This window comes from Shewanella waksmanii (genome assembly GCF_043643685.1).
Classification (GTDB): domain Bacteria; phylum Pseudomonadota; class Gammaproteobacteria; order Enterobacterales; family Shewanellaceae; genus Shewanella; species Shewanella waksmanii_A.
This window is the reverse complement of sequence record NZ_JBHZSN010000009.1, coordinates 103,766-128,214: the sequence shown is the minus strand read 5'-3', so window position 1 is coordinate 128,214 and position 24,449 is coordinate 103,766. Positions and strand designations below refer to the sequence as shown.

The following is a 24,449-nucleotide window of genomic DNA, read 5'->3' as shown; positions in this document are numbered from 1 at the left end:
GTCTTAAATTAAGAGAATAAAAAAGCGATAAAACAAGGATTGAATTAAGAAGGCTCATGGGCTGAGTCAGGTGCTGGCTCAAGGTCAATAAAAAAAGGTAATGATTTACCTTGATGCAGACAGTAAAAACCAGCAGAGCTAATCAATAGCTGCTGCTGGTTATCATAATGATTGTCGCTTCAAGAATGACCAAGCGGTTGTCTATGACCGCCACCGATTATTTCAATGGCTGATTCTTCTCAGCAATGCGATTAAAAATGGCATTGAATGACAAGCTGGCACCATGGGCAATCTTATCAGCAAGTTTTTTCTTAATTTGATAGCGCAGTTTAATCACCGTTTTATCTTCCGCTAGCTTCATGATCACATCATCACTGGTCGAGATCTCATCAATCAGACCTAAATCAATCGCCTGCTGTCCATACCAATGTTCACCAGTCGCCACTTTCTCAAGATCTACATCCGGGCGGTAATTGGCGATGAAGTCTTTAAACAGTACATGAGTTTCTTCCAACTCTTTTTGAAACTTTTCTCTGCCTTCATCGGTATTTTCGCCAAACACCGTCAAGGTACGCTTAAAGTTACCGGCGGTATGCTGCTCATAATCAATATCATGCTTTTTCAGCAAACGATTAAAGTTAGGAATTTGCGCTATCACACCAATGGAGCCAACGATTGCAAAGGGGGCTGCGTAAACCTTGTTGGCAACACACGCCATCATATAACCGCCACTCGCTGCGACTTTATCAACACAGATAGATAACGGGATATTTGCTTGACGCAAACGGTCAAGCTGGCTAGCAGCAAGGCCATATCCGTGCACCATACCACCGCCGCTTTCAACATTGACAATAACTTCATCTTTCGGCTCTGCAATCGCGAGCACAGCACTGACTTCTTCTCGAAGAGAAGCGACTTCATTGGCATCAATACTGCCTTTAAAGTCGATAACAAATACCCGTGGTTTTGGATCTTCCCCTTGACCATTTTTGTCAGCTTTTTCTTTGGCTTTCTCCGCGGCTTTTTGTTCTTTTTCGTAAGCCTTAAACTGCTTTTTATCAAGTAACTCTTCTTTAAGGTGATGTTTTAAGTTAGCTAACTTCTCTGACATGTTAGTCAGTTTTAGTTCGCCTTTGTCACTGTTTTGCTTTGCGGCAGAGGCCACCACCAGAATAACGACTGCGCCAATGGCTAATACAACCGTAATGGCTTTAGCAAAAAACAGCCCATACTCATATAAAAATTCCAAAATGTTCTCCCGTGGGGGTCAATCAGCAAAGGCCATTAAATCTACAAGCAGGCACAAGGCTAAAGAATTAAAATTGCGTGACATTCTATCAGGCCAAAGCAATAAAAAAACCCAGCAAATGCTGGGTTTTTCATTTTATCCACTTAGAAGCGCAAATTAGTTAGTCTCAGGACAAGGACGAATCACGTCCTTTCTTTCTTCATCAATTAAAATGGTAGCTGAACCTTTACCTGCTGTTAACGCAAACGCCGCCACCTGCTGCTGCATCTCCACTGTTGCCTCTAATGAGCCTTCCACTTCGTTAGGGCCTAATAGCGAACTATGGTGACCTTTCGAGAAGCGAACAGCACCAGAACTTGCTGTCGTGCGATCAATACACGCTAAGCCGAGGTTAGCAATAAGTGGCTCAGTGCCTGATACAGGGAAGCCTTCTACACTATTTGGTAGGACTTGGTCAGGCAGATGATCACCGCCATCACCCACCATTTCAACTAAGTGTAGTGGTAGACCTGTCGCTTTTAACATCGCAGCATGGTTAATGGGATCTGCACTATCAACTGCAGTTTGTACAGCGAAAGCAAACGTTGGCAAGAAGGCCGCGTAAACTTGCTGTACTAATGCCGCGTACTCAGGCGTACCAGGCTCATAACCTTCAGTATTTGCTTCATCCACTAGAGCTTGGAAATCTTCTGTTGCCACAATGGTGTCAAACAGAATTGGACCAAAGGTTGCAGAGCCAATAAAGGTGCCAGCAAAGCCGCCTGCAGGTGCCACAAGTGATGCAGCGTTGACCGCGTAAACATTAGGTAATGCGGTACCAGAACTTGGATCGGTTAGCCCTGTTGACGCATAGGTTGCGAAGTTAGTATTTACAATGCCACCTAAACTCAGACCTTGAGAGCTAATCTTACCAATATCGAAAATCTGCGGTAGTTCCATTTGTGCCAACTGCAATGACAAACCAGTTAACGCTAAACGTAGACCGAGATGGTCAACCACACTTTGACGGAAGTTATCACGTACCGACAAGGTGCTTGCTACGTTAACAAAGGCAAGTGGGTTACCATTAACAAAGGCTTCTGGCGTACCAACAACTTCACCAAAGGCAGGATCAGAGGCAGAAACTTCGTAGACACCATCACCGTTAGCATCAAATGAACGTGCACCATGTAATGGTTGGTCAATAGCAATCGTCGCAATACCCATTGCGGCATAGGTACCTGCAAAAGCCAGCGCCATTTCTTTACCGCCACCTAAACCATGTAACGCGATATTAGTTGGCCAGCCATTTGTAGGTGGAGTGAAAGGTAAACCCTGTCCTTCATTGAAAGCTTGTAACTTAGCGGCGTTTGGCAACGCAATCATTACCGGTACTTTCTCGTAACTCTTAATTTTCGGGATCGGATTAAATTTGGTTAAATGCTTGCTTTTATCCGCCGCAGTGCCATCGTCTAATAGGAATGTCTTACCAGCAAGTAATGCTGGATTAGCAAGCGCTGCAGCAGGATCTTCAACCCCTTGTGCAACAGCTTGCATCGCATAAGATTCTTGGCTCATGGTGCCTGCCTGAAGCGCCAATAATACCGAAACAGGGCTATCACCTTGTGCGATCCAACGACCATTAATGGTTGGTTGTAAATTGGCATCTAAACAGCCATTACGAGAGCAATCACCATAATGGGGTAACTCAAGCTCGGCAAAAAAGACGTCGGCTAAATCAGACAATACATAAGCTAAACCATCGGCTGGGGTTAACCCAGCAGCTTGCGCCACGGTATAACCTGCTGGCGTTGGCGGCACTGAAAAACTCGGTCCATAGGGCGAGCCTGGTTGCGCCATCAAAAGTTTGGTCGTTTCATATACGTCGGCTACTGACTGAGTGGTGAAAATACCAGAGTAGCTAATGGTTTCACTATCAACACCATGGGCTTGTGCCATGCCTTTTTCATAGCTATTGACCATCGTTTGCAATGCTAACTGATCAGGCGTCTCTAGCGGCTTAGTATCAATATCGAGTTTAAGTAGCTCATAGGTTGAAGACGGGGCGATGGCACGGCCTTCAGAATCTTGGATTAAATTGGTCGTTGCATAAATATAAGACTGACCAAATTTAAGCGGTTTTAGTGGCACAATCGCAATCGTGTTACCAGAAGCTGTTGAGATATAGTCAACACCGTATTGTAACTCTTCACCCACTTTACACGCTGTTACATCAGCTGCAGTTTGGCATTCAGGATCGCTTGAAAGTGCACCCCCTACGGTTGCCTCAAATACCCGTACTGCGCCTGGTTGCGCTACAGATGCTGCGGCCAAGCTTAGCATACTGCCGTCATGATCTTTTGCGGGAGCGACCGTAATCGTAATTGGAGACGTGGTAGACCAACCGTCTAGCGCGCCTAGCGCCATACTTGGGTCAGTATAGTCACTACTACCGTCAGCGGCTTCACCTGGTATGGCAATGGTACCATCAGTCGTGCCGTTAAATAATAAATCGTTTGGTAGCGGGACATCACCTGCTGCAGGATCGAATACCATCTGTGATAGTGGAATGAGTGGTTCTGTTTTTTCAGCCACTTCATTTACACTATCCTCACTACAGCCACTCAGGCCTAACGCAGATGCAATAGCAACACCCAAAAAGAGTCTTTTCATCTTTTTTCCCCAAATCTTGTTGTAATAATTTTGTTTTCCCCAAAAATTGGTCACAATAGTCGATAATAGGTGTGACCTAAGGACATTTGTGGCCTTAATTTTAGTTCAAGTTAACGTAAAATTATTGAGTTAGCTACAATTTTGTCACAAACAAAGCGAATTAAATGAGCAAAAATCAATCATTTGTTTAAAACAAGTGTTAGATACCCGAGAAATCACAGCAGTAGCGGGCTTTTCCGCCAGAAGGAATGACGACGTCATGTTGGAATATCAAGCAACAGAAAATCTACTAAAAAACAAAACAATCTTGGTTACCGGTGCCGGAGACGGGATCGGTCGTGCTGCCTCATTGGCATTTGCTGCCCATGGTGCCACCGTAATTTTACTCGGGAAAACGGTGAAAAAGCTTGAAGCTGTTTATGATGAAATAGAGCAAGCTGGCGGCCCTCAGCCAGCGATTATTCCGCTGGACTTAAAAGGTGCAACTGAACAAAACTACATCGACATGGCGGAAACCATCGAACAGCAGTTTGGTCACTTAGATGGATTGCTACACAACGCCAGTTTATTGGGTGTGCTTGGCCCGTTCGAACATATCTCAATGAGCTCTGTCGAAGAGGTCATGAAAGTCAATGTGATTGCAGAAATTATGCTAACCAAAGCCTTACTGCCTGTATTGAAAAAAGCACCGTTAGCGTCGCTTGTATTCACATCAAGCGGTGTCGGCCGCCAAGGCCGTGCTTTTTGGGGAGAGTATGCAATGTCTAAGTTTGCCACTGAAGGCATGATGCAATCGATTGCCCATGAATTCCAAGACTCTAACTTACGCACCAATAGCATTAATCCGGGTGCCACCCGCACCAGTATGCGTGCCAATGCTTACCCGGCGGAAAACCCACAAACATTGAAAACCCCAGCTGAGATCATGCCAACCTATCTATACTTAATGGGCGATGATTCCAAAGATATCAACGGCCAACAGCTTAATGCACAGTAATAAGGCGGTATAACAAACAGTAAAAAGGGGAAGCCATATGGCTTCCCCTTTTAATTTCTCTGGTATTCCAGCAGTACGCTAGATTAGGCACTGCTGATGATGATTTACTGCTACTTATATTTGCGCATCACTAGCGTTGCGTTAGTGCCACCAAAACCAAAGCTATTACTCATCACTGTATTTAACTCTGTCTCAGTGTACTTTGTTACTAGCGGCATACCTTGTGCTTGCTCATCAACAGTATCGATATTGATGCTTGGCGCAATAAAGTTGTTTTCTAACATAATCAAGCTATAAATCGCTTCATGGGCACCCGCGGCACCTAAGGCATGGCCAGTAAGCGACTTAGTTGAAGCAATCGCCGGAAGCTCATCACCAAAGGTCTCTTTTAGCGCTTCAAGTTCACGCATATCTCCCACTGGTGTTGATGTACCATGGGTATTGATATAGTCAACTTTGGTATCAACATCTGCCAATGCCATCTGCATGCAGCGTACAGCCCCCTCGCCCGATGGAGCAACCATGTCGTATCCATCAGAAGATGCACCATAACCGACAACTTCTGCATAGATTTTGGCACCACGAGCCAGCGCATGTTCTAGCTCTTCTACCACCAAAATACCGCCACCGCCAGAGATAACAAAGCCATCGCGATCAGCATCATAAGTACGTGACGCTTTTTCCGGCGTGTCGTTATACTTAGTCGATAATGCTCCCATGGCGTCAAAGCCCATGGTCAACGTCCAATCAAGCTCTTCAGAACCACCAGCAAACACCATATCTTGCTTACCCATTTGAATAAGCTCAACCGCGTGACCGATACAGTGGGCACTGGTTGCACAAGCAGAACTGATTGAGTAGTTCATGCCTTTAATCTTAAACGGAGTCGCTAAGCAAGCACTTGCGGTACTCGCCATGATGCGCGGCACAATGTAAGGACCAACGCGTTTAACGCCTTTAGCACGCAATGTATCTGCGGCTTGAACTTGGTTAGCACTTGAGGCACCACCAGTTCCTACAACAATCCCTACTCGCGGATCAGAATACTGCTCTTCTGTTAGGTTGGCATCTTCAATCGCTTGCTGCATTGCGATGTACGCATACGCTGCAGCATCTCCCATAAAGCGTAACGCTTTACGGTCAATATGTTCTTTTGGATCTAATTTGATATCGCCCCAGACATGGCTTCGAAGCTTCATTTCTTCAAATTGATCAGAATGTGTAATGCCACTACGACCTGCTTTTAGTGACTCTGTAACTTCTTGCTTGTTATTACCAATACTTGACACTACACCAAGTCCGGTGATCACGACTCTTTTCATTATTAACTATCCATTCCGTACATCTAGTACCAATTTTGCTGCGCCAATAGTATCGCTTTTAGATCTTTTAAGTGGTCAGCTTTCCATAAACGCGGCTAAAATAATGCCCAATATTGAACTGAGAGTAAATTCATTGACTAAAGAACGTGAAGAAAATGTGCTAAATCGGGCAAATAAGTGCAAAAGCCATCCACTTTTTAACCATTTAGCTAAGCACATGACAAACGCTGCGCCGGTGTCGATAGCGATTATCGGCCCGTTGTGCGACGACATTACTCACACGATTGTTCACTTTAGTCACCTTAATCGCACTCAGGAGCCCTTTTCTATCAAAGTTTTCTTACCTATCAATGACAATCTCCTTCACCTGCTGGCTTTGTGTCCAGAAAGTACGCACAGTCAGTTAAATGGGATCAAAAATATTCATGGTTGTCATCGCTTTACTCTTGAAAACTTTAACTTAGATATCTATCTCGGAGACACCAATACGCTGTTGAAACAACAGGTATGCGCGTCATCTAAACGGATAAGTTACTGGCATATTAGCGACACTGCGCCGCTAAGCACTGAAGCCTGTATTTGGTCCATGGCAAGTTTAAGTGGTGATGATTGCACTGTGTCAATTGACTCTGCGTCCCTGCCCCGCACCACTAAGTGCGATGCCATTGAAAATAGTACAGATACAAACACTGAGCTTTTTAACATTCTCAATCAGAGTGGTTTTAGATGCTTGTTGCTTACACAGGATAACCACCCAAAAGCATGGCAGTGCGTGCAAAATACGCAACCAAGTCACCTAGATGCCGACATCGCGATTGGTGAACGGCAGGCACTTCGAACTCAACAAGCAAGCAATCTGGCCTATTTACCGTTGAAAACTGCAAATGATGAAATCGCCATCATTGGTGGGGGGATCGCTGCTGCAACCTTATGTTTATCTTTAGCCCAAAGAAACAAGTCACTTCACTTTTTCTGTATGGATGAGAAACTAGGCCAACAAGCCTCCGGCAACAAACAGGGCGCGATATATCCGCTCCTGACACCAGATAATGGTCCTCTCAGCCAATTTTTTCAGCAAGGGCTATTGTTTTCACTACGCCAGATCAGTCAATTATCCGCACAGGGATTCAACATTAGCCATGATTTCTGTGGTGTCCTGCAAACAGGTCATGATGAGCGCAGTCGTCAGCGCTTACAAAAAATCATCCAAGGCTTCCCATGGCCGTCCAATATGGCTCAAGCTGTTGACGCTGAACAAGCCAATATCCTTGCCAATATTGCTATTGATCAAGCGGGGATCTATTACCCGCAATCAGGTTGGGTCGCCCCACAACAGTATGCTCAAGCGGCATATGACTCAGCCAGGCAACTGACTGACATAAGCGCTCACTTTAACTGCCAAATTATAGACATAGAAAAACACCCAAATGGCTGGTTACTACTGCAGCGCCTGCCTGACGGAACAACAAAAAACCTCGGGCCTTACCGAAATCTAGTTGTGGCCAATGGCCGAAATTTAACCCAATTTGCGCAAACTAAGCACCTTGCTGTCAGCGGCTTTCGTGGCCAAGTTAGCCACATACCGAGTCAGGGCCAACTGAGTCAACTACAAACGGTTTTATGCTCCCACGGTTACTTAACTCCAAGCCATCAACAGTCCCATTGTACCGGTGCCAGCTATGTCAAAAACCCCCAAGATCTGAATTTCAATGCCGACGAGCAGCAGCAAAACTTAGCCAAGCTGCAACAGAGTTATCCTAATAGTCCTTGGGTTGAGGATGTTGATATCAGTGACAATAGTGCACGAGTCGGAGTAAGGATGGTGACGCGAGACCATGCACCTATGGTGGGCTGCGCCCCAGATTACAACAAGATATTGCAAGCTTATGAGCGCCACCAGCATAGCAAACAGAGCATCCAATACTGGCAAAATACACCGGCTCCCGTTCATGACAGCTTATTTGTACTAGGTGGATTGGGCTCTCGCGGACTAACCTCTGGTCCACTGGCAGCTGAAATATTAGCTGCGCAACTTTGTGATGAGCTTATTCCTACAGACATTGATACCTTAAAAATGCTTAACCCCAATCGAATGTGGATGAGAAAGCTGCTAAAAGGCAAAGCCTTGGAGGCTAGCTCGAACGAGTAACAGCAAACATTTGACCTTTTATACAAGCTAACGACCTACAGGTTCGATTACAGATCAGGGCGCGACTAATCAACGTTTATCAATTGTTATTGGGCTGCGGCATTCATCAGGGCATTTTTGAAATCATTAACCCAGCGACGATAAACGGTTTTTACATCCCCCCAGTTAAACACTTGGGTATTTTGACGCCATTGGTTAAACCCCTGCCCTCTATCCGCGGCCTTAGCCAATACCTCACCAGTCTGACCATCTTTGATCACGGCCAACAACATCATCGACCCCGAGCTTTCCGTATAAGTTCGGCCCATCGAGTTAAAACTGCGACGACTTGATTCTATTGGGGCTGTTAGTCTTATATCTGTAACAGCCGCTTCGATAACTAATGTATTTGGCCCCTTTTCTGTGACGAGCTCAAAAGGTTGTTCGGCATTAAACACATCATCAACGGTTACCGCAAATTGTGCCGACATTTTATCTAGTATGGCCTTTGGTAATTCATAGGTTGCGTTTAGACCATCAGCACGCCTATCGATTTTAGGAGGGCGATAATCAGCAGGATGATCGTTAGTTACCTGTACCGGCTCAAAGTACAATTTAGTATATTTCGCCCAGTCAACATCGGGTCTAACAAATGATAGATCGAGTTTTGAGTGTTCGACTTTTACCAAACCATCTTTGGTTTTTTCAGCATTTGGTCCTTGCTGTAATTGCGGCGACTGACTACTGCAAGCCCCCAAAATAGTGGCTACGACAGCAACTAATAGACATTGCTTGAACATGATAAATCTCCTTTTACTCTATCTGGGGCGTGTTGATCTCTCGAGCTGATTTTTGCCGCAGTTTGTGAGTTATTTAAACAAGGCAGAGGCTTTGATATGTAGCCCGCTACTTGATAAGCCGATAACGATGTAAAAAAGCCACAAACGCTGCCCGGAGGGGTCAGCGACAAGCGTTTTACCCTTTGTTGAGCGGTAATTTACTTAGCATACAATTTGCTTATCATACTATTTGCTTAGCATCTTAGGCGCCAAACAACTCGCCGTCCGCCACTCGTCGCAATTAAAATGCTTGCATCTCGAATAAATTTAATAGTGAAACATCAACACGCTCTAAAGCAAATAACTACAACACTTTTATTTGAATTAGCAGTAGCTTAATAGACTATAGCAGTAACATTAACACTCGCTAAAAAACTTACAAAAATAGTGTAATACCAATCGGCATAAAGATGTGATCGCTCAGCGAGAGTTTAGCGCTTCTGAGACAAGGTCATTAAATGCTCCTCGGTAACTGCTCCTGCGTTACTCTACCTCCTATATCCCTATAGTCGTGCATTAATGACATTCACCACATCCATGTGGCTTGCAACCAATGAAGGGCATAGTTACCCTAGGTTCAAGTTCGTTTACACAGGATCAGAAGTGCTAAAACTCGCCCTTTGGGCGCTTTTTTGGCTGCCTACTCCTTCGTTGAATAACTTCCCAATAGAACCACTATTACTTAAGTTATTCGTCTCGAACTCGTTTGCCCAAAATAGCTCTGAGTCGATCACTTTCTTATGCCGAGTGGTATAAATCCACTCAAGCGTAAACGGATGATTCATCAATTAAAACGAAGAAAAAATGCCACTTTGAAAGTGGCATTTTTTAAGATTTTACTTTGACACGGTTGTTTGTGTCGCGACTTTGACGAATAAGTTCATCACTGGCTTTAATATCACTTTGTTTTGCCAGTCTGTCGTAAAGCAACACATTCACCGATGAAGCGAGATTCATACAACCAACAGTCGGGACATAAACCACATCGTCGGCTTGATCTATTAATCCCTGATCTAGAGTGCCATCTTCTGGACCAAATACATATAGAGCAGATTGAGGATGCACATAGTGTGGCAATGGAATCGCCCCTTCAACAAGATCGACACAAACCAATTTCATCCCTGGCTCTAACATACTCGTGAGCGAATCAAACGGCTGTAACGGAATACGTTCGCCAGCTCGTTTGGTATCGGTGTTATATTGCTCACCTCGATGGCTGGCAGCTAGCGCATATCGCTTACCGGTATACCCCACTGCATCAGCTTGGTAACATCCCGCAGCACGCATCACACCACCTACATTGGTCGGGCTTTTGGGATTAAGCAAACCAATTTTAACCATTGATTGTTGCAATGCTGAGGATTTGACTGCTGAAGTCATTAGCTTGCCGATTGAATTCGTTGACTTAACTGTGACCATGCATCAGCAACTAACTGATAATCCGCTGGCGCTAATTCGGTATCAGCCGTTGCTAGACATTCATCCATTTTAGCGGCCAACGCTGCAAAATCTTGCTGTTGCTGACCTTCTAGTTGAGAAAGCACTACGGCAAAATGGCCTTGCAAATAACCACTGGCAAACAATGCATCATCATCTCCTGATGCAACAATACCGGCAATCCATTCATCTAACGCTACTTCATACTGCTCTAACATGACTTCTCCAACATTGTTGTCATCATTAAAATTTTGAGTCGACTATCATTGCGGGTTGGCTACCTGATACATCACGTAGTCATGGTACCCCGTTACGATTCTATAATAGCCAGATAATTCTCTATCTAATTCTGGGTCGCCACTATCCACGATTAATGGCCTACCTTCAAGTGCTTTTAGCTTTGTTTTGGTCGCCATGATAATAATATTATCTTTTCCAATTTGGCGGATAAGCTGAGGGCTTAATTGCTGATTACCACGTCCGAATATGTGGCCTTGCCCACCTATTAAAGTGATCACCAATTTTGCAGGTTTGTCGGCTATCAGCTCTAGCAATTGTGCCGCGGTTAGGTCGCTAGCGACCAATGCTTGTTGTTCGACCACATCTACGCCCAACAGTGTGTTTTCAACACCAAGCGCATCCATCACCGCACCGACAGTGCTACCCGAGCCCATAATAAATAGCTCATCTTCCATCAAATCAATAACTTCAGCGGCCATGTCTGCAAGCACCAATTCATCGCTTTCTTTGCCACCCATCTTAACGGCTTGAATATATCGTGGTTCAGCAGGTACCGACATCTCGCCAAAACGACGCGCTTTAACGGTACCTTGTCTAAATGCTTGCTCATCAATATCCATTACATCCGCCGACATGATACTTACCAACTCTCCTTCTAACAGCATTTTTAGTACCAAGCCTGAAGCTTGAGGAGTGATACCGTACACGCCGGAATGGATCTTTACACCAGCAGGTACACCTAACACGGGTAAATCGGTTTTCAAGGCTTGCAGTACATCTCTTGCAGTACCGTCACCACCACTAAACATCAGTAAGTCTAGCCCGTGTTGTTGTAACGCTTCTACAGCATGTTGAGTGTCAGCAGCTTGTGTATATTGCCCTTCATTAGCCACTTCTGGGCACTGATAAACCACTTGGTAGTTTAAGTCTAATTGTTTGCATAACGCCTCCCCCATCTCACTTGAAGCGGTATATACCTGCACACGTTCTTTATACGGCATGATTGCTGTTAACGCTTGGGCCATACGCAGTGCAGATTTGGGCTCCGCCCCCAACGCTAGCGCCTGTGTGGCAACATTATCACTGCCTTTAAGTGCCACACTGCCGCCTAAACCTGCCAACGGGTTGATGATCAAGCCTAACTTAAACAATCCTGCCATTATCTATCCTTTATGTTACTTAGGTAAAACTTATTGAGGTGTTGCCGATTTGGGTATCATAAATACTGCGAGCATGGATAATAGCGCACAGATCCCAGCTACCAACCAACTTAGCCAAGCCATACTGCCATCTCCCCAAATAAATCCACATAGCCAAGTGCCCAAAGCGCCGCCAACACCAAAACTCAAACTAGCATAAAGCGCTTGGCCTTTACTTCGATGACGTATATCAAAATGTTGATGCACAAACTGAATAGAGGCTGCATGGACTAAACCAAACGTGAATGCATGTAGCAATTGACTCACCGCTAGCCACCATATACTGCCCACACAAAATGCCATTAATAACCACCTAATGGCGGTCATTGCAATACTGATAACTAACAAACGCCTTACGCCAAAACGCCCCATCAATCGCGGAGCATACATAAACATGACTATCTCTGCTAGTACTCCGAGTGCAACATAGATACCCGCGGCAGACTCACTGTAACCAACCTGTTTTAAATACAATACAAAAAAGCCATAAAATGGCCCGGCACTCATCTGCAATAACACCGCCGACAATAAAAACCAAAAAATCGCTTTATCAATTTTTAGCGGTTTAACTGGCTCATTTCTGTCTATATTTGCCCGCGTATTGGGCAGAGCTAACGCGCAGCCGAGTAGCCCTAAAAAAAGACCTAAGCCAACATAGGGTAAGATTTCGGTGCCCCATGCACTAATGGCAAAGCCAACACCAACAACAAAAACTAAGTATCCTAGGCTGCCAAAGCTACGTATTTTGCCATAACCTCCGGTATTACTGCCTAGCGACTCCAGTGTGATCACTTCCAATTGAGCTAATATCGCGTTCCAGAAAAAAGTATAAATACTGAGGCTAATAGCAAGGTAAACAAAGCCACCGTGGTAGAAAAAAGTTAAGAAGGTGACGGCTGAACAAGCCGCTCCCAATTTTACCAGTTGCCCACGCATACCGGTTTTATCTGCAACCATCGCCCACACATTCGGCGCAATGATACGCGTCGCCATTAATATGGCCAGCAAAAAACCTATCTCTTGAGCATTAAAACCACGGTGTTCAAAAAACACACCAAGATAGGGAATAAGAACACCGAGAATGGCAAAAAAGAAAAAGTAACACGCACCGATCCAGCCCAGCTGTGATGGCATAGCACTTTGTTGTGACATTAAACTTAACTCGTAAACTCTCACCAAAACGAAAGAAGGCACATAAAATGTGCCCTCTCAACTGAATGCTTTATTGCATTAACGCATACCGATGTCAGGGGTCACGCTACTCACATCGTTATTCTGCGCCCGATGCCTTAATAAATGATCCATCAACACAATCGCTAACATGGCTTCAGCAATTGGCACCGCGCGGATACCCACACAAGGATCATGTCGCCCCTTGGTAACCACTTCCGCAGGTTCGCCAGTGACAGTCATACTTTCACCCGGCACGCTGATACTTGAGGTCGGTTTCATCGCGATATGCGCAACAATTGGCTGACCAGATGAGATACCGCCTAAAATGCCACCGGCATGATTAGACGCAAAACCCGCAGCTGACATTAAATCACGATGTTCAGAGCCTTTTTGATTCACAACCTCAAAGCCATCGCCAATTTCCACACCTTTGACCGCATTGATACCCATTAATGCATGGGCAATATCGGCATCAAGTCGATCGAAAACCGGTTCACCTAAACCGACAGGCACATTATGGGCAACCACAGAAACCTTAGCACCAATCGAGTCACCACTTTTTTTCAAATCTCGCATGTACTCATCAAGCTGCTCAAGTTTGCTGGCATCGGGAAAGAAAAACGCATTTTGCTCGATTTGTTCTGCATCAAATGACTCTGCACAAATAGGGCCTAACTGAGACAAATAACCGGTAATTTCAATTCCATGTACTTGTTTTAAGTATTTTTTAGCAACTGCTCCTGCAGCAACACGCATTGCCGTTTCCCGGGCAGACGAGCGTCCGCCTCCGCGGTAGTCACGTAAACCATACTTTTGCTGATAGGTATAATCAGCATGGCCAGGTCTAAATTGGTCTTTAATATTTGAGTAATCTTTACTGCGCTGGTCAGTATTCTCAATGACTAAACCGATTGACGTGCCCGTCGTTTTGCCTTCAAACACACCGGAAAGCACTTTGACTTCGTCCGGCTCTCGACGTGCAGTGGTATAACGAGAAGTACCTGGGCGTCGTCGGTCAAGGTCGTGTTGCATATCTGCTTCGGTTAGCTCCAAGCCTGGAGGGCAACCGTCAATAATACACCCCAGTGCTTTACCGTGGCTTTCTCCAAAAGTGGTAACTACAAAATTTTGACCAATACTGTTTCCCGACATCCGCTTTATACACCTCGTCTTTAATTTCAATCAGTTTAAGAGATTAACCCAAAAGTTAATCTATGACATATTCCCAAATCAACTAGCTTAAGATCAGTCATTAACCGACCAGATACTTTGTCTCTATTGTCCACTATCTTTATAGATGGCGAAAAGTGATTCATTTTCAACTAGCTGATCACGAGTTAACACAAATACACCGTCACCACCATTTTCAAAACTCACCCACGTAAAAGGTACATCAGGGAACTGCTCAATCAAATGCACCATGGAATTCCCGACTTCAACTACCAATAAACCATCTTCAGTGAGATAGTCGGCAGCGTTGGCTAGAATACGCTTAGTGAGATCCAGCCCATCGCGTCCCGAAGCTAATCCTAGCTCAGGCTCATGTCGATATTCATTCGGCATATCATCAATATCTTCGGCATCAACATAAGGCGGGTTGGAGACGATTAAGTCATATTGTGGCCCACGTGGAATCGCTGAAAATAGATCAGACTCTATAGGAAAAACACGATCCATCACCCCTAATGACTCAATGTTTATTTGTGCAACTTCCAAAGCGTCGGTACTAATATCTAGCGCATCGACTTCAGCTTCATCAAACTCGTAGGCACAAGCGATGGCGATACACGCACTGCCAGTACAAAGGTCAAGCACTCGATTTACTGGTTTGTTGTACAACCATGGGCTAAACCGATTAGCAATCATCTCGGCAATGGGCGATCTAGGAACTAGCACCCGTTGATCGACGTAAAATTCAAGCCCTGCAAACATCGCACGATTGGTAAGGTAAGGTACTGGTAGGCGCTCTCTAACACGGCGAATAATTAGCTCAACAATCTTGTGCTTTTCACTGCTGGTTAAATTGGCATGTACCACTTGTTGACCAAGCTCTTCCGGTAAATGTAACGCATGGAATACTAAGGCAATGGCTTCATCCCAAGCATTGTCGGTACCGTGACCATAATAAATATCGGCATCATTGAAACGACTCACAGCCCAGCGCAACATGTCACCTACAGTTCTTAACTCAGTGACGGCTTCATCTACAAAAATCTTGTCCACAAGGGTACTCCAACTTAATTGTTCGGCATCATTGTAACTGAACTCTATTCATATGGCATCGGATTCAATAAAATAGCCAGCATGAAACATGAAAAAGACAATGATTCGACGCTATTTCAAGCGTTAATGGCCGATATTAAGCCGCTTACCCAAGATAAGCGCCACTTTGCGGCACCCGAAAAACAAAAACGGCAAATCGTAGAGAAACAGCAACAACTCTATGCAGACAGCTATTTTTCAGACACTTATCAGCCTCACCTTCCCGATGAAGGCGCGATGCGTTGGCAGCGAGAGGATATTGATAAGCATGAATTAAAACGTTTACGACGTGGTGATTACCAGCCAGAATTACTGTTGGACCTTCATGGCATGCGTCAAACTGAAGCAAAACTTGAAATCGCTGCATTAATCCAAGCATGCAGTAAACAACATATTCATTGTTGCTGCATCATGCATGGTCATGGCAGTGGCGTATTAAAACAAAGTATTCCATTATGGCTGGCTCAGCACCCCCATGTTCAAGCTTTTCACCAAGCACCAAAAGAATGGGGAGGTAGCGCGGCGTTGCTGGTCTTAGTGGATGTCGCAGAACTACAAATATAGTTCTGCGACAACTATGCAGCTATTTTTTGCAGCTATCAGGCGATCGTATAAGGTGAGTGTTGCCAGCTAATAGACAATTGCTCACCATGTTTATCTAACAAAGTGACGCCTGAGGTGGCAAATAGCGGTGGCTCGATACCACGGACTAACTCGCTTACCATATAGCCAAGTAATGGCATATGGGCAATAACCAGTACTTTATCCGCGCGATATTGTTCGGCATACGCACAGACTAAATCTGCCGCTGTACAAGGGTCTGCTGAAGGCGTGAGTTCATCAAGTACTAGCCATTTACGCGGCTCAGGAAAATGTTTAGCAACTTCCTGCCAAGTTTGCTGTGCACGAAGATAGGGACTGACAAAAACTAAATCAAACTCGGTCACGCTGCGAGCTAAAAAGTTGCTCATTTGCTCGGTATGATGACGGCCTAGCTCAGTTATCGTACGTTCTCGATCTGAGTGAGCATCATATCCGGCTTCACCGTGGCGCATTAAGAATAGCTGCATACAACATCTCGCTACTTTTTATCATTGCTTTTGCCAATTGTAGCCTTAATTTAGCAACCAACAAACCATTGATGACTCAATAATTAGTCGAATAGCTAAAAATCTGACACCGTCACATGGTATTGTAAACTTCAGGTTAAGCCACCTTGCTAAACTCAACAATAAATCAACAACAAACAGTAAATTAAGTCCGCTTCGATATGTCAGCTAAGATTCGCGTTAGGGATAATTCAGTTGTTTAAAGTTAACATGCGTTCAAAGGGGCATATCATTTCAAAAACTGTAAACCTTGGCAGACGGGATACGTTGATATCTATAAGAATTACAAAATGAAATTTGCTAAAGTTGAGTTTCACTACCAATATGTATTATCACCGTATAACTTGCTAAGCTGAGACTTTAGACTGATTATTTAGTTCAGTTACCAACTAGGATGGATACACCTGTTGCAAACACAGACTTCGATAACTAAAAGCCCCAATGACCATCGTCAATATGCGTTTATCACCTTAAGCAATAGTTTAAGAGTGATGTTGGTCGAGGATAGCTTAGCAACACAAGCTGCGGCATCGATGGCAGTGAATGTCGGCCATTTTGATGATCCGATTGCGCGCCCTGGCATGGCTCATTTTCTGGAGCACATGTTATTTCTTGGCACAGAGAAGTATCCAGATTCTGGTGAGTATCATGCGTTCATTAATCAACATGGTGGCAGCAATAACGCGTGGACAGGAACTGAACAAACCAATTTTTTCTTTTCGATTGATGCAGAGGTGTTTGAACAATCTTTAGACCGATTCAGCCAATTTTTTATTGCACCACTGTTTAATGAAGACCTTGTCGACAGAGAGCGCCATGCGATTGAATCTGAGTTTAGCTTAAAGCTCAAAGACGATGTAAGACGTACCTATCAAGTTCAAAAAGAATCAGTTAATGCAGCGCATCCATTTAGCAAATTCTCAGTGGGCAATCTCACCACCCTCCATGGTGATGAAACACAATTACGCCAAGAGTTAATTGAATTTTATCAGCGCCATTATAGCGCAAACTTAATGACGCTATGCCTAGTTGCGCCGCTGCCTTTAGCAGAGCTTCAACGACTTGCCGAGTTTTATTTTAGCCCGATCAACAATGCTAATTTAATCAAGCAGTATCCCGATGTTCCTTTATACCATCAACAACACCTTAAACAGCAAACCAATATTGTACCTTTAAAGGAACAACGTCGCATTGCCATTACCTTTGCGTTACCGGCCATAGACACATTCTATAAACGTAAACCACTTACCTTTATTAGCCATTTGATCGGTTATGAAGGCCAAGGAAGTTTACTCAGTTACCTAAAAGAGCGCGGGTGGGCTCTGAACCTTTCTGCTGGCGGCGGAGTTAATGGCTACAACTTCAAAGATTATAATATTAGTATCCAGTTAACCGAGCGTGGATTAAGAAATCTTGATGAAGTCATTCGCTGCGCTTTTGAATATATCGACCTTATTGTAAGCCAGGGTTTGGAGTCCTGGCGTTACCAAGAGCGCGCTAATTTGTTGTACTTGGCGTTTAAATATCAAGAGCAAATTAAGCCTCTCGATCTTGCCAGCCATCTCAGCATTAACATGCATCACTACGAAGTCGATGACATGATTTACGGTGATTATCGTATGGATGGGCTAGATATAGCGGAAACCAAAGCGCTATTAAAGCTGCTCACACCAGATAACATGCGTTTGCAGCTAATTGCACCCGACCTTGATACGGAGAAACAGGCCGCTTGGTATCACTCCCCCTATCAAACCAAACCTATCTCGACAGAGCGACTTAATCTTTGGAGACAGGTGGAGCCGCGTAAAGAGTTGCGTTTACCCGATAAAAACCCGTTTATCATATCAGACTCTATCGCACGGCCTGATAAAAGCAGCTCGAGTATCCCGGAAGTTGTTTGCCAAGAAAAAGGCTATCGGCTTTGGCACCGTAAAGATGATGAATTTAATGTGCCTAAAGGACATATGTATTTATCATTAGATTCTGAGCAAGCATCTAAAACGCCCCGCCATGCGGCGTTAACTCGTTTGTATGTTGAAATGCTGCTCGATTATCTTACTGAATATACTTATCCTGCTGAAGTCGCAGGACTGAGTTACAACATTTACCCTCATCAAGGTGGGATCACACTGCACCTAACGGGCTTTACCGGTAAACAAGAGGCATTGCTTTCGCTGCTTATCAACAAAGCACGTGAGCGAAATTTTACCCAAGCAAGATTTAATACTATCAAACGGCAAATTTTACGAACTTGGTACAACCAAAGCCAAGCTAAGCCAATTTCACAATTGTTTACTAGCTTAACCGTGACCTTACAAAAGCGCAGTTATGAGCCGAGTCGTATGGCAGAGCTGCTAGAGGAAATCGAATTAGAAGACTTACATGATCATGTGCGCAGTTTTTACGAAAAAATTCATCTTGAAGGGTTAGTCTATGGCGACTGGCTGACCGAAGAAGTCAAACAACTCGGCAATCGACTTGATCATATTCTATCTTTAGTCACCTCCCCCAGTGGCGAGTCTGACAGGGAGTTAGTGAACCTAAGTGGTCGCGGCACCTTAATGCGAGAGCTACCCGTTTCCCATCAAGACAGCAGCATCATCGTTTATTATCAAGCCCAGCAAGCCACACCAGAAAAAATGGCATTGTTTAGCCTGCTCAATCATACAATGTCATCGACATTCTTCCATGAGCTGCGGACTCAACGTCAGTTAGGTTATATGGTCGGAACAGGCTATCTGCCACTTAATCGCTACCCTGGGATGATATTTTATATTCAATCGCCCACTGCAGGACCGTTACAACTACTTGAAGCTATTGATGAGTTTATCGCTGACTTTAACTATGCCGTCATGCAAATTACCAATGAGCAATGGGAACAAACCAAGCTCGGATTAATTAATCAAGTTATGGAACACGACCCAAATTTGAAAACCCGAGGTCAAAGATATTGGTCCAGCATTGGCAACAAAGACTACCAATTTAACCAGCGCGAATTAGTGGTTGAACAAATAGAGTCGATCACACGTTCCGATCTGATTAAGTTCATGATGAGTAAGATGCGCACCAAACATGGCGACCGCTTGGTGCTGTTTACCACAGGAGAGCAGCACCGACATCAAGAGCGGCTTACATCAGATAAGATGATCACCGACTTAAGATCCTTCAAACAACAAGCGAATAAATTCAGTTACTAAGGTGATAAATTATACAATAGCAAAATGCAATATCATTATTTACTAACTTAATGCTAAAACAACAGATTTTTCAGGCTGTTTAACCACAAAGGTAGCAACAAACAGACTTATTAACTGACTAAGACGTATTTTTCGAACGTTCTGCTTTAAGGCAACAGGAGATGTAAATGATTTTCATCTAGAAAAACTAGCCGCAACTTTGACAAACACCTTTGTTTCTGAAAAAGTGAGGTTAATCAACTGTTGCCTACGCTTTTCTGGCTAATAATCAAACAAATAATTATGCCTAACGCTCTGATAAAGCTAATCCTGACCTTTTTCACCATGTGCCTGTATGCGACCATGGCCTATGCACATGAGTCCATTACTCACTCCGTTGAGCTTAATAGCAAAAACTTCAATGTTCCCGAAGGATTGTCACAAAGCACTGTGACTTCCATCGCCGAAGACCAACAAGGTTATATTTGGGTAGGTACTCTTAATGGATTAAATCGCTTTGATGGCAAAAGATTTAAAACCTTTTTGGCTGGAGATAACAGCGGCCTCAGCTCATCTTTCATTAGAAGTTTGTCGACTAATGAATCCGGTGATTTACTTGTCGGTACTGATCAAGGGTTAATGGTATATGACAAGAGTAATGACAATTTCAAACAAGTAGAACAAGCCAAACAGTTTAACCAATCAGCGATTTGGTCAGTACTAAGCACTCGATTAGGATTGCTTATCGGTTCAAATACAGGCTTATATTTAGTTAATGGGCAGTCGACTCTTGCAAATACAAAGAAGTCACTGTACGAAGCGAAAAAAATCATTTTATATCAAGACGATATATACATAAGAAATTACAGCAGAGAACTATACAAACTCAATATCGAGAAGTTTGAACAAACTCCAGAGCTAGTTAGCAGTAATATTATTGATGTAGTCACAGACGACAACAACCTCTATATCTTGTCCAGTTCAGGCATAAAAATTGTCAACAAAGAATTCGAAAAAGAAATCCAAAGTAATCGACAGTATGCCAGGATTTTTGTAAGGGATGATCACCTTTATGGCTTAACTAACCATCAAATATTTTTAATAGAAGATGGTAAAGAAACATTATTTGGCAGCTTGAAAGAAGAAAATAACTCTATCGTTTCTGCATTATATGTTAATGATAATGCCGTTTATATCGGCTTAGTTAATGATGGTCTAATTAGCATTAGTAACTCTGCCAATCTGGTAAACACCATTGTCGGCACTTCAGGAAATATTTGGAATTTAAGTAAGAAACCCAATGGAAACCTATTGCTGTCATCAGACAGTAACATCATAAATGAGTATGATGCTGGCTTAAATTTGGTTGCCACACACACAACACCTCACTCAGGCTACAAAAACACTATCTTTTTTGAAGGTGACATCTATATTGGTAACCACCAAGGCTTATATAGAATAGATAGTAACTCCCACCAAATAGAGCAGCTTTATAATGGCATTGTTACTTTTATTAAGGCGAGCCAATACACAAACTCGATACTTATTGCTACTGCGACTGGTCAAATTGCGAAATATGAACCTCAAACAGGTGTCAATAAATTAATAAACTTAAAATTAAAATCCCCCATACTAAGCGTTATTGAAAATTCCGCGGACACATTTTTTATAGGTAGCCAAACAGGTCTGTTTTTAGCAAGTGAAAATGGCGTAGAGCTCATCGATGACGAGTTGGTTTATAGCATTGAGACCCATGGCGAAAATGAAATCATATACGGAACAGCAACCGCTATAAAATCATTTAATAGTAACAGCAAGGCCTCCAAGGTTCTGTTTAGTAACAATAAAAGCATCTACTCCATCGTAACAGATGGCAATCGCATCATCGCCTCTTCAATCAATGAAATTGTCTACTTGCTTGAAGGGCGTGCATACGTATTTTCAACGCAATATGGTAGCCAACACGAATACAATACGCCTAGCGGCATCAATTTTGGCAACAACTTAGTGATATTTGGCGGAATTGAGGGAGCCAGTTTAATTTCCCTTGATAGGTTAGATAGTTATATCGCTAGCATACCCGTTATTGAAACGACACTGACCGATCTACTCATTTTCAATACGCCAGTAAATATGGGGAGTGAGCACCTTAAAGCACCATTAAGTTACTCAGATGAAATAACATTAAAATACTCCGACTATCCATTTACGATTAAGTTCGATACGCCAAACTCCTCTATTGAGCAAATTGAATATTACTATCAACTAGTAGGGCTTTCTGATGATTGGATTGCTGCGAAAGGCACCCATTCAGCGACCTACACCAATCTATCGTCAGGCACTTATACCTTTAATATTTACGCACAAAGCGCCTTGCTTGGTGAGCCGGGTAAGCAAAAGTCACTTACAATACATATTACTCCACCATGGTGGCTCTCTACCGAATCAAAATTAGTTTACTTTCTCGTCATCGTTTTACTTGCCGGAATTATCACTAAAGCGCTGTTAAGACGCCGTGAAGTACAACGACAAATAGCTAAGTCCGAAGAACGATTAAAACTTTCCCTTTGGGGAAGCGGTGATGAAATGTGGGACTGGGATATCGAAACGGGTCAAATATACCGTTCCAATATCTGGGGCTCTTTAGAGTTTCCTCGCGATGGTCAACGCTCAGGTGACGGTGTAGAAGAGAGTAATATTCACCCAATGGATCAAGAGCGGGTCAATAGCACACTCAATAAACATTTCATTGGTGAAACAGACCACTTTGAAGCCGCTTACCGAGTTAAAGGCAAAACCAACGACTGGGTATGGATATTAGACCGCGCCAAAATCGTTGAACGAGACGAAAATGATAAGCCAGTCCGAATGACTGGTACCATCAAAAATATCAACAACTTCAAACAAGCTGAAGAACAACTGCGCCTGTTTGAGCGGGCAATTGAAAATATCTCAGAAGGCATGTTCATTCTCGACAGTAAATTCGATTTCGTCGAGGTTAATGAGGCCTGTTGTGATTTATGTGAGAAGAGCCGCACCGATTTTATCGGAACAAAATTATCCTTTGATCTTTACCCTGACAGCTATTCAGAGCAAATCCGTACCATATTGCAACAACAAGGTAGTTGGAGCAATGATGTAGAGTCCTCCAAAGGTGATGGCAGCAGCTTTTTAATGGAGCTTACTATCGATGCCATCTATGATGAACAAGGCATCTTATCTCATTATGTTGGTGTATTCTCCGATATCTCCAGACGTAAGCAACAAGAAGAAGAGTTACGTAAATTAACCAATAACGATATACTCACCAGCTTACCAAATCGCTCAAGCTTGATGGTTACCTTAGGCAACTTAGTCCGTAAGGACACTCACCATACCTTAATGGTGTTAGACCTTGATAACTTCAAAAAGATCAATGATTCACTTGGCCACCAAGTCGGTGATGAGCTGCTAAAAATGGTTGCATTGCGTATTGAAGGCGCCGTGCCTTACCACACCAGTATCTATCGCCTAGGTGGTGATGAATTTGCCATTCTTGTTGATAACAATCCTGATATAGGGTCTGCGGCAGTAATAGCGAATAGTGTAATTGACGCCTTTAATAACCCATTTGAGCTCTCTAAAGATCGGGTTGTTGTTGGGGTGAGTATTGGTATTGTGCTTTACCCTGAAGATGATCAAAATGAGCAAGCGCTGCTTCGCAAAGCTGATATTGCCATGTATCACGCGAAATCAGGCGGCGGTAACCGCTATCAATTCTATTCAGAATCCTTAAACCGTAATGCAATAAGACAACTTGAAGTTGAAAATCTAATCCGCGAAGGATTAAAGGAAGATCTGTTTGAAGTCTACTATCAGCCTAAAATTGATCTTAAGTCAGGTAAACTAGCCGGGATGGAAGCGCTAGTTCGCTTAAATCATCCACAGCATGGATTGATACCGCCGGGAGATTTTATCCCCTTAGCAGAAGAAACTGGATTAATCATCGATATCGGCGAGGTTGTTTTAAAGAAAGCGTGCTTCGCGGCACAAAATTGGCGCCGTCAAGGAATCTTCAATGGACGGGTTGCCGTCAATTTATCATCGCAACAATTTGCGCTACCCGACCTTCATCAACGTATAGAGTCAATTTTACGTCTCACACAGCTACCTGCGAGCAACTTAGAGCTAGAAATTACTGAAGGTACCGTCATAAAACAGCCGGAAAAGGCAATTAAAGTCATGGAGCAACTGTCGCAAATGGGCGTCAGCCTTGCGCTAGACGATTTTGGCACCGGTTATTCGTCATTATCGTACTTGAAGCGATTCCCTATCCACACGCTGAAAATTGATAAAGCCTTTGTTGATGACATCGATAAATCCGACCGTGATTTGAAGATGGTGGACTCTATTATCACCATCGCGCATAACATGGGCTTATCTGTGGTGGGTGAAGGTGTCGAGGAGCCCTCTCAACTCAATATATTGAAAGCACTAAATTGCGAAGAAATACAAGGCTTTATTTATAGTAAAGCAGTAACAGAAGAGACCTTCTCCAAACTACTTATTCAGGATAATATTGAACCGCAAAAAGAGGTTAAACAAGCTAATTCAGGGCGAATAATGTAACTCTACAGCTATTTATTTATAGCAAAATTTAAAACTTGGCATAACGTCTGCATCTACT

Annotated in this window: 16 protein-coding genes; 5 read left to right on the top strand and 11 right to left on the bottom strand. The window is 43.5% G+C overall.

The features are described 5' to 3' along the window. Positions 1-217 precede the first annotated feature (217 nt). Complete coding sequence (gene sohB, locus ACHUFW_RS14700; protein ID WP_394204090.1) at positions 218-1,249, bottom strand: protease SohB; 1,032 nt, start codon at positions 1,247-1,249, stop codon at positions 218-220. Positions 1,250-1,405: 156 nt separating this feature from the next. After that, positions 1,406-3,901 (bottom strand): VolA/Pla-1 family phospholipase, encoded by a 2,496-nt coding sequence (locus ACHUFW_RS14695; RefSeq protein ID WP_394204089.1) that lies wholly within the window; start codon positions 3,899-3,901, stop codon positions 1,406-1,408. Positions 3,902-4,160: 259 nt separating this feature from the next. Between ACHUFW_RS14695 and ACHUFW_RS14690 the strand changes: the two genes are divergently transcribed. Next, positions 4,161-4,898: a YciK family oxidoreductase gene (locus ACHUFW_RS14690; RefSeq protein ID WP_394204088.1), complete on the top strand. Its 738-nt coding sequence runs from the start codon at positions 4,161-4,163 to the stop codon at positions 4,896-4,898. A gap of 110 nt (positions 4,899-5,008) precedes the next feature. Here ACHUFW_RS14690 and fabB read toward each other — a convergent pair whose 3' ends face one another. Next, on the bottom strand, positions 5,009-6,220 hold the full coding sequence (gene fabB, locus ACHUFW_RS14685; protein ID WP_394204087.1) for a beta-ketoacyl-ACP synthase I: 1,212 nt from the start codon (positions 6,218-6,220) through the stop codon (positions 5,009-5,011). Positions 6,221-6,437: 217 nt separating this feature from the next. Here fabB and mnmC1 point away from each other — a divergent pair, with 217 nt between their 5' ends. Then, positions 6,438-8,369, top strand: coding sequence for an FAD-dependent 5-carboxymethylaminomethyl-2-thiouridine(34) oxidoreductase MnmC1 (mnmC1, locus tag ACHUFW_RS14680; RefSeq protein WP_394204086.1), 1,932 nt, complete (start codon positions 6,438-6,440; stop codon positions 8,367-8,369). An 86-nt stretch (positions 8,370-8,455) separates the two neighbouring features. On the opposite strand, the gene ACHUFW_RS14675 is transcribed toward mnmC1, so the two are convergent. The 7 genes from ACHUFW_RS14675 to prmB all read right to left on the bottom strand — a co-directional run bounded on the left by ACHUFW_RS14675 (position 8,456) and on the right by prmB (position 15,459). Next, positions 8,456-9,148 (bottom strand): DUF3313 domain-containing protein, encoded by a 693-nt coding sequence (locus ACHUFW_RS14675; protein WP_394204085.1) that lies wholly within the window; start codon positions 9,146-9,148, stop codon positions 8,456-8,458. A gap of 867 nt (positions 9,149-10,015) precedes the next feature. Beyond that, the gene (locus ACHUFW_RS14670) at positions 10,016-10,567 is read right to left on the bottom strand and encodes an RNA methyltransferase (protein WP_394204084.1); all 552 of its coding nucleotides are present in this window, start codon (positions 10,565-10,567) and stop codon (positions 10,016-10,018) included. After that, positions 10,567-10,842, bottom strand: coding sequence for a YfcL family protein (locus ACHUFW_RS14665; protein WP_394204083.1), 276 nt, complete (start codon positions 10,840-10,842; stop codon positions 10,567-10,569). The genes ACHUFW_RS14670 and ACHUFW_RS14665 overlap by 1 nt, the downstream gene beginning before the upstream one ends. Positions 10,843-10,887: 45 nt before the next feature. Continuing rightward, positions 10,888-12,024 carry an ATP-NAD kinase family protein gene (locus tag ACHUFW_RS14660; protein WP_394204082.1) on the bottom strand — a complete coding sequence of 379 codons (1,137 nt, stop codon included), beginning with the start codon at positions 12,022-12,024 and terminating at the stop codon, positions 10,888-10,890. A gap of 30 nt (positions 12,025-12,054) precedes the next feature. Next, on the bottom strand, positions 12,055-13,215 hold the full coding sequence (locus tag ACHUFW_RS14655; protein ID WP_394204081.1) for an MFS transporter: 1,161 nt from the start codon (positions 13,213-13,215) through the stop codon (positions 12,055-12,057). 78 nt (positions 13,216-13,293) lie between these two features. After that, positions 13,294-14,388, bottom strand: coding sequence for a chorismate synthase (aroC, locus tag ACHUFW_RS14650; RefSeq protein WP_394204080.1), 1,095 nt, complete (start codon positions 14,386-14,388; stop codon positions 13,294-13,296). A gap of 123 nt (positions 14,389-14,511) precedes the next feature. Further along, positions 14,512-15,459, bottom strand: a complete 948-nt coding sequence (gene prmB / locus ACHUFW_RS14645; protein ID WP_394204079.1) for a 50S ribosomal protein L3 N(5)-glutamine methyltransferase — start codon at positions 15,457-15,459, stop codon at positions 14,512-14,514. Between the two features lie 81 nt (positions 15,460-15,540). On the opposite strand from prmB, the gene smrB reads away from it, so the two are divergent. Next, complete coding sequence (smrB, locus tag ACHUFW_RS14640) at positions 15,541-16,062, top strand: endonuclease SmrB (RefSeq protein WP_394204078.1); 522 nt, start codon at positions 15,541-15,543, stop codon at positions 16,060-16,062. A gap of 35 nt (positions 16,063-16,097) precedes the next feature. On the opposite strand, the gene sixA is transcribed toward smrB, so the two are convergent. Continuing rightward, positions 16,098-16,568 (bottom strand): phosphohistidine phosphatase SixA, encoded by a 471-nt coding sequence (sixA, locus tag ACHUFW_RS14635; RefSeq protein WP_394204077.1) that lies wholly within the window; start codon positions 16,566-16,568, stop codon positions 16,098-16,100. A 446-nt stretch (positions 16,569-17,014) separates the two neighbouring features. On the opposite strand from sixA, the gene ACHUFW_RS14630 reads away from it, so the two are divergent. Further along, positions 17,015-19,804 (top strand): insulinase family protein, encoded by a 2,790-nt coding sequence (locus ACHUFW_RS14630; RefSeq protein WP_394204076.1) that lies wholly within the window; start codon positions 17,015-17,017, stop codon positions 19,802-19,804. A gap of 282 nt (positions 19,805-20,086) precedes the next feature. After that, entirely contained in the window at positions 20,087-24,391 is a 4,305-nt protein-coding gene (locus ACHUFW_RS14625) for an EAL domain-containing protein (protein ID WP_394204075.1), read from the top strand. Positions 24,392-24,449: the final 58 nt, after the last annotated feature.